Source organism: Herbivorax alkaliphila (assembly GCF_030848475.1).
GTDB lineage: Bacteria > Bacillota > Clostridia > Acetivibrionales > Acetivibrionaceae > Herbivorax.
Map to the genome: position 1 here is coordinate 48,590 of NZ_JAVDDS010000007.1, position 12,761 is coordinate 61,350.

8 protein-coding genes are annotated in these 12,761 nt (G+C 32.9%); 2 read left to right on the top strand and 6 right to left on the bottom strand.

What is annotated here, in order from left to right:
• Nucleotides 1-73 precede the first annotated feature (73 nt).
• Both RBH29_RS03915 and RBH29_RS03920 read right to left on the bottom strand, forming a co-directional pair.
• Nucleotides 74-2,548, bottom strand: coding sequence for a heavy metal translocating P-type ATPase (locus RBH29_RS03915; protein ID WP_306695292.1), 2,475 nt, complete (start codon nucleotides 2,546-2,548; stop codon nucleotides 74-76).
• A 145-nt stretch (nucleotides 2,549-2,693) separates the two neighbouring features.
• Nucleotides 2,694-2,858 (bottom strand): hypothetical protein, encoded by a 165-nt coding sequence (locus RBH29_RS03920; RefSeq protein WP_306695294.1) that lies wholly within the window; start codon nucleotides 2,856-2,858, stop codon nucleotides 2,694-2,696.
• Between the two features lie 150 nt (nucleotides 2,859-3,008).
• Between RBH29_RS03920 and RBH29_RS03925 the strand changes: the two genes are divergently transcribed.
• On the top strand, nucleotides 3,009-3,623 hold the full coding sequence (locus RBH29_RS03925; protein ID WP_306695296.1) for a hypothetical protein: 615 nt from the start codon (nucleotides 3,009-3,011) through the stop codon (nucleotides 3,621-3,623).
• A 53-nt stretch (nucleotides 3,624-3,676) separates the two neighbouring features.
• Here RBH29_RS03925 and RBH29_RS03930 read toward each other — a convergent pair whose 3' ends face one another.
• A complete protein-coding gene (locus RBH29_RS03930) occupies nucleotides 3,677-4,882 on the bottom strand; it encodes a mechanosensitive ion channel (RefSeq protein WP_306695297.1) in 1,206 nt (401 codons plus the stop codon).
• A gap of 332 nt (nucleotides 4,883-5,214) precedes the next feature.
• On the opposite strand from RBH29_RS03930, the gene RBH29_RS03935 reads away from it, so the two are divergent.
• On the top strand, nucleotides 5,215-6,279 hold the full coding sequence (locus RBH29_RS03935; protein ID WP_306695298.1) for an ABC transporter substrate-binding protein: 1,065 nt from the start codon (nucleotides 5,215-5,217) through the stop codon (nucleotides 6,277-6,279).
• A 439-nt stretch (nucleotides 6,280-6,718) separates the two neighbouring features.
• Here RBH29_RS03935 and RBH29_RS03940 read toward each other — a convergent pair whose 3' ends face one another.
• The 3 genes from RBH29_RS03940 to RBH29_RS03950 form a co-directional block, all read right to left on the bottom strand.
• Nucleotides 6,719-8,818, bottom strand: a complete 2,100-nt coding sequence (locus RBH29_RS03940; protein ID WP_306695300.1) for a methyl-accepting chemotaxis protein — start codon at nucleotides 8,816-8,818, stop codon at nucleotides 6,719-6,721.
• Nucleotides 8,819-9,364: 546 nt separating this feature from the next.
• Entirely contained in the window at nucleotides 9,365-11,962 is a 2,598-nt protein-coding gene (gene adhE / locus RBH29_RS03945) for a bifunctional acetaldehyde-CoA/alcohol dehydrogenase (protein WP_306695301.1), read from the bottom strand.
• 496 nt (nucleotides 11,963-12,458) lie between these two features.
• A complete protein-coding gene (locus tag RBH29_RS03950; RefSeq protein WP_306695302.1) occupies nucleotides 12,459-12,632 on the bottom strand; it encodes a zinc-ribbon domain-containing protein in 174 nt (57 codons plus the stop codon).
• Between the last annotated feature and the right edge of the window lie 129 nt (nucleotides 12,633-12,761).

Genomic DNA, 12,761 nt, shown 5'->3' on the forward strand with positions numbered 1-12,761 from the left:
TCCAGATAAAAAAATTTCTTAAAAAAATAGTATAAGCATTTTTTAAGAAATTATTATAACAAACATCTTCAATTTATGAATTCTTTAAGCTTGGTTCAATATTCACCTTTTTCAACCTCAGTGAGTTATAAACTACATTTAAGGAGCTTACTGCCATAGCTGCAGCACCAATCATTGGATGCAACAAACCCAAAACAGCTACAGGTATTGCCACAGCATTGTAAAACCATGCCCAAAAATAATTTTCTTTAATTTTTCTAAAAATAGCTCTGGATAACTTGATAGAAGATACGATATCACTTAACTCTCCTCTTACTAAGGTAACATCTGCAGCTTCGATAGCAATATCCGTACCGGTACCTATTGCAATTCCAACATTGGACTGCTTCAATGCAGGTGCATCATTAATACCATCCCCCACCATAGCTACCACATCATATTGTTGTTGCAGTTTTAGGATTTCTTCCACCTTGCCATCCGGCAACACTTCGGAAATCACGTGACTGATTCCTGTTTTTTTAGCTATAGCATCAGCAGTCCTTTTATTATCTCCTGTAATCATAGCTGTCTTAATTCCCATGCTTTCTAGCTCTGATATTGCCTTTAAAGAATCCTCTTTTACAGGATCTGACACCGCTACAATTCCTAATAGTTGGTTTCCCCTAGCAACCATTATGGCTGTCTTTGCCTCTTCTTCCAACCTAATTAATTCTTCTTCATACATCTCATAAGAAATTTTATTTTCGTTCATCAACTTTCTATTTCCTGCAAACACTTTTTCTCCATCTATAATACCAGTTACCCCCATACCAACAATTGCTTTAAAATCACTTACTTTTCCCAAATTAATTTCTTCATTCCCTGCTTTTCCCAAGATAGAGTAAGCTAAAGGATGCTCTGATACTTTTTCTATTGTACCTGCATAGTAAAGAATACTTTTTTCTTCCACACCGTCTGCCGCAACTAGGTCAGTTACTTCTGGTTTTCCCTTTGTAATAGTTCCAGTTTTATCAAATGCAATTGACTTTACATCCTTAAAAGTCTGTATTGCTTCACCATTTCGTATCAAAATCCCTCTCTCTGCTCCCATACCACTGCCCACCATTAAAGCCGTTGGTGTTCCCAATCCTAGGGCACATGGGCAGGATATCACCAAAACAGCAGTAGCTGTAATAAACGCTAAGATAAGTGGTTCAAGCTCTGGGTTTATCCAAGGAAGAAAAGTCGCCCCCCACTCTACAACATTTAAATGGAACTGTGAAAATAAATTATATGAAATAAATGTACCTATTGCAATAATAATTATTGCTGGAACAAAATATCCAGTGATACGGTCAGAAAATTCCTGTATTGGCACTTTTGAACCTTGACACTCTTCTACCATTTTTACAACCTGTGACAAAAAAGTATCTTTTCCTATTTTAGTGACTTGCACTTTCAAAAATCCCTGTTTATTTACAGTTGCGCCAATAACTTCATGACCCTTTTCCCTTTTTACAGGTACGGACTCCCCTGTTGCCATAGACTCATCAACTAAACTACTGCCGTCAATAACAACACCATCTGTAGGAATCTTCTCTCCAGGACGCACCATCATAATATCTCCTACCTGCAAATCTTTTACAGGTATCTCTATTTCCTTTCCATCCACTAAAATTTTTGCCCTTTTAGCTCCCATTTGAATAAGTTTCTTAATGGCTTGTGAGGCTCTTCCCTTTGCTCTAACTTCCAGGTACTTTCCAACCAAGTGAAATGACATAATGGTCGCAGCCATTTCAACAAAGGTTTGTACTTGAGTAAAAAATCCCATCAACCCAATTAAATAGGGAGGTAAAGATCCTAGTGTAACTAAAACATCCATATTAGGACTCTTGTTTCTAAGGGCTTTAAAACTCCCAACATGAACATGCCATCCAGTTCCAAATACAATTGGGAATCCAAGTATTAAGATAATTAGAAGATACCCCGGTATGTCTGCGACAAACATATTTACCATCATCAACAGCATAATAGCACCAGATAGAGCAATAGATATCTGCATTTTTCTTTTTGTTTTTTTCATTTCATATTCATCATTTATTTCATCATCTTTATCTTCTTCTAAAACAAGTTCATAACCTATATCCGTAACTTTTTTCTGTATATCAATAAGTCTTAACCTTTTGTGATTATACTCAACTGTTATTTTTTCTGCAGCAAAATTTATAATCGTTGATTTAATTCCTTCAATTTTACTTAAAGTTTTTTCTATATTCTTTGCACAAGATGTACAAGACATACCATTAATTTTAAAAGTAACTTTTTTAATATTTTTTTCTTCATCTAATATTGCTTTATATCCTGCATCTTCTACCGCCTTGATAATATTTTGTATATCAATTTCTCCTTCTTTATACTCTGCCACTCCCTTTTCAGTAGCTATGTTTACATTTGCATTAATAACCCCCTCTAATGATTCAAGCTTTTTTTGTACCCTAGCAGCACAACTGCTACAAGACATACCTTCGATTTTAAAATCTATTTTTTTTATATTTTCAGATTCAGCCATATTAACACTTCCCTTCAATGCATATATTATATATATAACTATTACCCTCTGCAATAAGCAATACACATTTAATTTTGTACCAGTCAAAATAAAAGAAAAAAAGTCCCTCGAAAGGGACAGAGAAATGAATCAGTTTGCCTTATTGTTAATTCTTTCTTGTATGACCATTATTTATACCTATCTTTTGTATATTACCCAAAAACCTTAAACTGATTAAGAAAAATCCCATTGTCAATAATTTCTCTGCCCTCGTTGTGTTAAAAGACTCTAAAACTTTCACTACAATGTTTCTTTCATATTCTGACCCCATTTAAAATAACCATCCTGGGAATTTACAAAAACTAAAGTTTTTATAAATTCCTATAATTATATTAAAAATACCTATAGGAATTTTTAATAAATTAATGTAGAATAAATAAGTGATATAATTTTTCTATAGAAAGGGGAATCACTTAATATTATGGATATAAAAAAAATAGAAAATTTTTGGTATTATCATAAGGTTAAAGTATTTGTTGCTATATTTGCACTTACATTCATAATCTTGGGGTTTAGGTTTAACACTGGTAGTAACCCTGACTTGGAAATTGGATATGTTATAGAAAATCATGGCTTCGCTTTGCAAAATCTTGAAGAATCCCAAAGTGTCCTTGAATCTATAATACACAAAATAGATAAAGATGATGAAGAAGATGCAGAGATTTTGCTCATGCCATTGGCCGGACCTCGTATTGAAATAGAATTGGGTATAGGTATTTCCCATATTCTTATAATGGATATCGAAACTCTCGAACCATTTATTGATAATTACTTTTTTGAACCACTTGACCAGTATGTAGATGAGTACAATATTGACATCAGCAAGCACCCTGAAGTAGTGGCAGATCCTCTAGATACAAACGAGCCAAAGGTTTATGCTCTTCCAGTAAAGTATATGCAGTTTCTTTTAGATATGGGATTTCCAGAAGATTTTTATTTTACTATAAGGCTACCTAAAGAAGACGAAGAAGATGACATAATGAAAATTAAAAATGCTCATATAGTATTAGACTACGTTTTAAATTACAGCAATTAAAAAAATAGTATATCACATAATATGTGATATACTATTTTTTAATGTTTTTTGTGTTATCTTTTACCAGGCCCCTTTTCGTTCTGGCTTAATTTTTCCATTGTTTTTGCAGCAAACTCACGTCCTCCAATACCAAAGGAAATGGCAAATGCAATTGCTAAAGCCCCCAGTACAATAATAAAGGCAGCATTTACAATTGATGTAGCAATGTCAAGTTGTATAAGTGTCATAAATATTGCAACTACAATAATTGCATACTTTACAATTAAAGTTGTCAAATTAGCATCAGGATATTTTTTCTTCATAAATCCTTCCACCCATGCAGCAAAGAAAATAGCTACACCCATTATAATAATAGCACTAATAACAAATGGAAGGTATGCTATTATTGCTTCACCAACTGACTGCAATACATCTAAATTAATAATATTAATTGCTTGAACGACAAATAACAGCACTATAATATACCTTACAACTTCCCCAACTGTCTTAGAAAGTGAAAAATCATTCAACTTTGAATTGTCTGCACTTGTAATTCTTTTAGTAACTGCATCTGCCCCAACACTTGAAAGAAGGTTGGATAGTAGTTTTCCTGTAATTTTTGCCACATATGTTCCTATTATAATTAAGGCAAGAGCGATTATAACTTGAGGAATAATAGTAAATATCGTATCCAGTACAGATGTAGCTGGCTCAGATATTGCTGTTATATTAAGCACTTGAAGTGCCGCAATAATTACTGGAATTAAAATTATTACATAGACAACATAAGAAATCATTGTGGAAAATGTAACACTATCTTTATCTCCCACACCTGCTTTTTCTTGAAGCTTGTCAATATTAAGCCTTTTTAACATAGGTGTTATAATCTGTCTAATTATTTTTGCTATAAATGCACCAAACACTAATATAAGTATAGCTGCCAAAATATTAGGTATGAAATCTACAAATTGAGAAACCAAACCTGTAATAGTATTTGAAACATTTTGCATATTTAAATTATCTAACACCGCAGGTAAAAACATTAAAAATACAATTACAAAAACTAATTTACCTATAAATTCTAAGGAGCTTCCTGTTACTTCATCAACTATCCCTAACTTATCTGTGTACCTTTCTAATTTTAATAACTTTAGACCCTTCATCACTATTTTCTTAGCAATTACAGCTACTAAATAAGCAACAATTAATAAAAGAATAGCAGTTACTACTGAGGGAAGTAAATCCTCAAAAGAGTTCAAAAGTTCTTGCAAATAATCCATTTTAAAACCATCCTCTCTTTTTTTATTATTTATATTATTAAGCACTTATATTATTATTGTTTATATTACCACAAAACTCTAAAACATAAACAAGCTATATAATAAATTTTAGAATTAACACCATGCAAGAAATATTATTCCAATAATAATTTAAGTTTATTTTACCATTTTCCGATATATTAATTACAAACTTAGCTTTCTACCTTTTCTGCCCAAGTTTAAAAGTTGAAATTTAACTTTTAAACTAAAGTGTGCATTTTTTAAATGCTGTAGGGAAGCTAATTTGAACTAAATTATGCTAAAAAATAAAATTAAAAAAGAGGTGTTTATTTATGAAGTCAAAGAAATTTTTAAAATTTGCAAAGCAGCTTTTGGTTCTATCTATGGTATTTATAATGATTGCATCTTTTATTGGATGCAGTAGCGGGGACGCTAAAGGTGAAGATACTTCAAGTGGAGATGCTTCAAGCGGAGATGCTGTAAGTGGAAATTATCGTGTTGGTATTTTATCAGGACTTAGCTATCTTGCCGCTGCCGCAGATGGCTTTAAAGATGAATTGGAAAAACTAGGTTATGTAGAAGGAGAAAATATTGAATATCAGATACTTAGTACAGAATCTGACATGGAGGAATATAAGAATTTTTCAGAAAAATTTGTAGAAGATGAGGTTGACTTGGTCTTTTGTTATCCTACTGAAGCGGCTATTGTATTACAAGAAGTTACTGAAGGAACAGATATACCTGTTGTTTTTGGAGTTACAAATATCGAAGGTACTGACCTTGTAGAAAGTGTCCGTGAGCCTGGTGGAAATTTGACAGGAGTTCGCTATCCCGGTCCTGATTTGGCAATTAAGCGCCTTGAAATTATGACTGAAATTGTACCTGATGCAAAACGTATATTGTTGCCATATAGTTCTGAGTACCCTGTTTGTTATCCTCAATTGGAAGAACTTCCTGCTGCAGCTGAAGAATTTGGGGTAACTCTAATAGAAGCACCTGCAAAAACTCCCCAGGATTTAGAAGATATTTTTAATGAGTATGATAGTCAAGATGAACTTGACTTTGATGCAATAGTTTCAATAGCTGAAATGTTTGCCGTAAATCCGGATACTTTCCTTACAATGATTACTTTTGCAAACAGACATGAAATTCCTATGGGTGGTGCTCTTATGGAATTTGAAGGTTATTCATCACTTTTTGGAGTAAATATTAACGAATATGTTACCGGTCAAAGAGCTGCAGGTTTAGCAGATAGAATTCTACAGGGCGAAGATGTATCCACAATGCCAGTTATTTCAGATGAAAGCTTTATACAAATCAACTATAAGGAAATACAAGAGCAGGGACTAGATGTTCCTGAAAACGTTTTAAACGAAGCTGAAGAAATTATCAGATAACAGAATAGAAAACAAAAGGGCTGTTGCACAAGCATTAAATAAATGACTGTGCAACGGCTCTTTTTTAATGGCTAAGAAAGTACATTGCTTTCTGGCATCAAAAAAGTCTACCGAAAGGCAGTACTTTAAAGGATTACCCTAGCCTTAAATCGGCGAAGCCGACTTTTTTATTTTTGCATACAAATATTTTACCATACATCCTTGGCTTTTCGAAGTTAGTGATTTACCTTATTCTAAGACTCCACATTCTATAAAGTGGAATTCCTCTTATAAATCTTCAGGTGTAATTGTGTATGCACCTGAAACCTCGATGTTTAGCTTTAGCTAAACGAGTTCACTTTTTACATAAAAAAAGCCGCACACTAATTTCTTAGTGCAACAGCCCCACTTATTTCAATCTTAGCTAAAACTAAACGAGTTTTAGTGTAAATTTAAGTTTTTACTCCTTTTTGGTTTTAAATACACTAGTAGTTTTTACAAGCTTTGTTCCCATATCAAACAGGTTTTGAGCAAATCCACTAACCTGTTCTGCAATTGTTCTTTGCTCTTCTGAAGCTGCTGTAACTTCTTCAGTTGATGCCGCTGTTTGCTCTGAAACACTGCTAATAGTTATTACTGAATTAATTGTTTTTGTTTTGACATCTTCTATTTTATTTATTACATTGTTTAATTCTATAATTTTTTCTATAACATTATCCATAGAAGAAATTATTTCATCAAATGCATTTTGTGTCGAATAAACTGCCTGCATTTGCTCTTCCATAATTTTGTGAGCTCGTTCAGATGTATCTATAGAAGTCCTTGTCTGAAGCCTTATTTCATTTAAAATAGGCTTTATCATTTTTGCTGACTCTTTAGATTGAGTAGATAGATTATTTATCTCCTTCGCAATTACAGAAAACCCCTGTCCTGCATCTCCTGCTTTAGCTGCTTCAATTGTTGCATTTAATGATAACAAGTTTGTCTTTTTCGTAATAGCACTTATGGTATTTGTAATGCTTTGAATTTTCTCCATGCTTTCATTGAGTTTTTTTGCATCTTCTGTATATTCTTTTGTTATTTCATCTGTCTCTTTTGTCTTTTTAGTCAACAATTCAACTGCACTTTTAGAGTTAATACTTAAATTCTTTGTAGACTCTGTAATTTTCTCTACTTCTACCGCTTTAGATACGGCAAAATCTATCTCTTGCCCAAGATTATGAGTCTGTTCAGATGTTTTTTCAGCTTCGGAAGCCTGCTCTTCTGTTCCCGAACTAATTTGTTCCATAGCAATTACAACTGACTTTGCTGCTTCTGTAGACTTATTTGAACTCTCTTTTAAAGATATACTCTGATCCATTATTACACTTAATGCCTTTTTAATATCTCTTATAATAGTGCTGATACTTGAAACCATATCATTAAAATTTGCAGACAATTCACCTATTTCATTTTTTGAATTAACATTAATTTTTGCATCTAAATCACCCTTGCTAACTATTTTTGTGGCATCTCTAAGTTCTATAATCGGTTTGGTAATTCTCTTTGATATAAAAATCCCTACCAAAAATGCAAGTGCTAATCCTAAAAATATTGCAATTATTGATATCCGAACATTTCTAACTATTGGAGCATTTGCTTCTGAAACAGGTATTTCAACCATAACTGCCCAATCTGGTTCTCCTAAAGGCACATATGTAATTACTGAATTTATACCTGAAATCCCAGTTCCCCTACCACTGATTATTCCATCATATTCAGCATCTTTGCCATCTGCAAACTGAGAAACTAAACCTATATCTAAAAGGTTCTCTCCTCTTATTACACGACTTTCATTTTCAAAGGCAATTAGACTCCCTTCTCTGTCTACTACATAAGCTATCCCTTCATTCCCTATCTCCATCGAAGCTACCACATCCCACATATAGCTTACATTTATTTCTGCAACCAATGCACCATTTAAATCTCCAAAAACATCTTTTATTGGTGTTGTTATAAGCATAATTGGTTCAAAAGAATTTTCATCTATAAAACCAGAGCTTATATAAAAATCCCTATTACTCAAACCAGAAAACAAATCTTTTTTATTCTCTTCTGTAAGTTGCCCCTCTGCTGTTGACGATAGTCGTGAAACTCTACTAAGTTCATTACCTTGATTGTCTAATAAAGCCAACTGTCTAAATGAGCTTTCAACATTAAGAAGTCTACTCATCACCTGTCTTTGACTTTCTTCATCTTCTTCTGTCAGGTCGCTTACAAGCGTTATAGCCGACATCATATCTATCCTTTGGTTAACAAATCCTCTAACTTGATTTACAGCATCATCTGCAATAATATGTTGTTCACTTTCTACAAGTCTGCTGTTACTAATATAATTAATGTAAATATTAATACCTGAATTTACCAAGAGAACAATTGCACTAACTGATATAAAAGCAATCGCCATAGTTGTAGTTAGACTTTTTATGTCTATTTTTTCCAATTTTGTTTTTATGTACCCAAGTATTTTTATGTGTCTAAAATGTTTTGGCAGGTTAGTAAATACTTTTTTAATGTTCATATGCTTCCTCCTTTTATTAGGTGTGGTGCTATTAGATATTTTAAATATTTTTTTGATATTCATTATAAGAAAACTTTTACAACAAAGCACATCTGTTAACATTGAGTTGGTAACAAAAATATTCTCTCAAGGAAAGCTTTTTTACATTAACATAAATTTGGCGAAATTATTTCTACGGCATTACTAACAAAATACTTCTACATTTAATATAAAAACTCCTTTAAATTTATCCAATTTTTATAGATTTTTTTGAGCTTTGTAAAAATAACAATACAACATTTTTTTACACATGTTAGAATATACAAAGTAAAATAGGTTAGTTAAAAATAGATAACTACCTATATCTTAAGCTATTACTCCGTTTTCCTTTTGGAAAACACATCAAAAATCTTGTAACATTACTCTTACTTAGTTGTTAATCTTCGCGTTTTTTTGATGCCAGAAAGCAATACACTTTCTTAGGCATTAAAAAATAGCCCCACCTTCTAAAAGGTGAAGCCAACTATAAGGATGAATCTATATAAATTATATTGCTTAAAAACGTAATTATTTTCCATAATATGCTTTTTTGTATATTTCAACTAACTCCTCAATAAGAGGATATCTCGGATTTGCAGTGGTACACTGATCTTCAAAGGCACGCTCTGCCAAATTAGAAAGTTTTGATGAAAATTCAGCTTCATTTACACCACATTCCCCAATAGTCAAAGGCATATTAAGATTCTTCATAAGATTCTTTATTGCCTCAATGAAACTCTTTATCTGTTCTTCCTCTGTCTTTCCTCCTAAGTTAAGATAACGTGAAATTTGAGCATATCTTTTATCAGCTATATATTTCCCATACTTAGGGAAGGTAGCAAATTTAGAAGGTTTTTTTGCATTGTACTCAATTACATGTGGTAACAGTACAGCATTTGCTCTTCCATGAGGAATATTAAATTCCCCTCCAAGCTTATGGGCAAGTGAATGATTTATGCCAAGAAACGAATTGGTAAAAGCCATACCTGCTATACATGATGCATTGTGCATTTTTTCACGGGCAATGCTGTCAGTAGGATCCTTATAGGAACGTGGCAAATATTCAAACACAAGTTCAATTGCCTTCATAGCCAATCCATCTGTAAAGTCAGAAGAAAGTACTGAAACATATGCTTCAATTGCATGTGTCAATACATCCATACCTGTATCTGCAGTTATGCTTTTTGGCATGGTCATAACAAACTGTGGATCTATTATAGCTACATCTGGAGTTAATTCATAATCTGCAAGAGGATATTTAACATTTCCATTTTGCTTGTCAGTAATTACCGAAAATGATGTCACCTCAGACCCTGTACCAGAAGTAGTAGGTATTGTCACAAGTTTTGTTTTTTCTCCAAGGTTAGGGTACTGAAAAGCACGTTTTCTTATATCAAGAAACTTCAATTTAAGTCCATCAAAAGATGTTTCAGGATGTTCATAAAACAGCCACATGCCTTTAGCAGCATCAATTACAGAACCTCCTCCAAGTGCAATAACTACATCAGGTTTAAAGTTTTTCATCTCCTCCACACCACGCATAATTGTTTCAACGGAAGGATCAGGCTCAACATCTGAAAATATTTCACTGTGGCAGTATATTTCACGTTTTCTAAGGTAATATAAAGCTTTTTTTACATATCCTAGTTTAATCATAACAGGATCTGTTACAATAAACGCTCGGGTTATATCAGGCATACTTTCAAGATACTGTATTGAACCATTTTCAAAATATATTTTAGGTGGAATTTTAAACCATTGCATATTCGTCCTCCTCTTTGCAATTCTCTTTTTGTTAATTAAATTAACAGTGGACACATTTGATGTAGTAGAATTTCTGCCATAAGAACCACATCCAAGTGTCAATGATGGTGTATTTGTATTATATATATCACCAATTGCACCTTGAGAAGAAGGCGAATTTGCTATTACCCTTCCAACCTTCATTGCCTCACCATATGCCTTGCATAACTCTGAATCATCTGAGTGAATAACTGCAGAGTGACCTAATCCTCCTAATCTTAACATGCCTTGTGCATATTCAAATCCTTCATTTGAGTCCTTGACTACAAAATATGCAAGAACTGGAGAGAGTTTTTCAATAGAGAGCGGAAATTCCGTCGAAGGTTTTGGTAGTTTTGCAATAAGTAGTTTTGTATCATCTGGAACATTTATCCCTGCATTCTTAGCAATTTCTACTGCACTTTTACCAACCACTTCAGGATTAATACTCATCTTGGTCATATTTATTACATATTTAGTAACCTTTTCTGTTTCCTTTTCATTTAAAAAGTAACAGGAATACTTTTTCATTATGTTTTCAAATTCAGACTTTATATCTTTATCTACAATAACTGCCTGTTCAGAGGCACATATCATTCCATTGTCAAATGTCTTTGATAAAATAAGATCTGTACACGCTCTCTCTATGTCTACCTTTTTGTTTATATAGCAGGGTACATTTCCAGGACCTACACCTAAAGCAGGCTTTCCACAGCTATATGCTGAATGAACCATTCCTGAACCACCTGTTGCAAGAATTAATGACACTCCTGGATCATTCATAAGTGCGTTAGTCGCTTCAATAGAAGGCACTTCAATCCACTGTATACAATGCTCCGGTGCTCCACTTTCAACCGCTGCATCTCTAAGAGTTTTTGCAGCTTCTAAAGAGCATTTTTGAGCAGATGGGTGAAATGCAAATATAATAGGATTTCTTGTCTTTGCCGATATAAGGGACTTAAACATAGTTGTCGAAGTTGGGTTTGTTACGGGGGTAACTCCTGCAATTATTCCCACTGGTTCAGCAACTTCTACAAATCCTTCCATGTCATTTTCTGCAATTATTCCAACTGTCTTTTCATTTTTTATACTGTGCCAGATATATTCAGTAGAAAATATATTTTTTATTACCTTGTCTTCAAAAACACCTCTTCCAGTTTCCTCAACAGCTAATTTTGCCAGGCGCATATGATCATTAAGACCTGCAATAGTCATAGCATGTACAATTTTATCGACTTTCTCCTGATCAAATTTTATATACTCTTTAAGTGCTTTCTTACCGTTCTCCACAAGTTTAGTTATCATATCGTTAGTATTAGTCTTATTCTCCTTTTGTGTTGCCATTTTAAAACCATCCTTTCATAACAAATTTCTCTTAAGCACACAGTATTGTTAAATATTTATCAATCTTAGAATAACACATTGTTAAATATTTGTCAATATAGATAACATACTAGTTTTGCAATGTTTTTTCTATATTTTCATTCACTTAAATAATACGCACCTAACATACTATGGGTATATATAATAAATATAGATAACATATATCCACATACTATAATATTTTACAAAAGAAAAGTTTTTATAACATCTTTGCATTTAACTACTTTGAATTGATTTAGTTTTAGCCAAACATCGAATTTTTAGTTCACCTAAAGATTATAAAAAAATCGGCTTCGCCGATTTAAGGCTAGGGTAATCCTTTAAAGTACTACCTTTCGGTAGACTTTTTTGATGCCAGAAAGCAATGCACTTTCTTAGCCATTAAGACGAACTCCACCTTATACAAGGTGGAGTTTTAGAACAATGTAAAAAGAAAACGTACTTTCTTCTTTTGTTTTTACCATCTATTACCATATGATCTGTTATTTCTTTGTTGTTTTCTTGCCCTTCTACAATCTGGACACCTTTGAGGTTCATTATCAAAACCTTTTTCCTTATAAAACTCCTGTTCTCCTTCGCTGAAAACAAATTCAGCATCACAATCTTTACATTTCAACATTTTATCTGCCATATTAAATACCTCCTTAATTTATTTTGGATCGGATAATTCTTAACTTCTCGCTCCAATAAATTAAAGGAGGGTTGTTTTGAGAAAATCAATCCATGATATATAGCATTTCGATAAATATATATTAACACA

Coding starts and splice junctions, on each gene's coding strand:
- RBH29_RS03915 (WP_306695292.1), bottom strand. CDS start 2,548: ATGGCTGAATCTGAAAATATAAAAAAAATAGATTTTAAAATCGAAGGT.
- RBH29_RS03920 (WP_306695294.1), bottom strand. CDS start 2,858: ATGGGGTCAGAATATGAAAGAAACATTGTAGTGAAAGTTTTAGAGTCT.
- RBH29_RS03925 (WP_306695296.1), top strand. CDS start 3,009: ATGGATATAAAAAAAATAGAAAATTTTTGGTATTATCATAAGGTTAAA.
- RBH29_RS03930 (WP_306695297.1), bottom strand. CDS start 4,882: ATGGATTATTTGCAAGAACTTTTGAACTCTTTTGAGGATTTACTTCCC.
- RBH29_RS03935 (WP_306695298.1), top strand. CDS start 5,215: ATGAAGTCAAAGAAATTTTTAAAATTTGCAAAGCAGCTTTTGGTTCTA.
- RBH29_RS03940 (WP_306695300.1), bottom strand. CDS start 8,818: ATGAACATTAAAAAAGTATTTACTAACCTGCCAAAACATTTTAGACAC.
- adhE (WP_306695301.1), bottom strand. CDS start 11,962: ATGGCAACACAAAAGGAGAATAAGACTAATACTAACGATATGATAACT.
- RBH29_RS03950 (WP_306695302.1), bottom strand. CDS start 12,632: ATGGCAGATAAAATGTTGAAATGTAAAGATTGTGATGCTGAATTTGTT.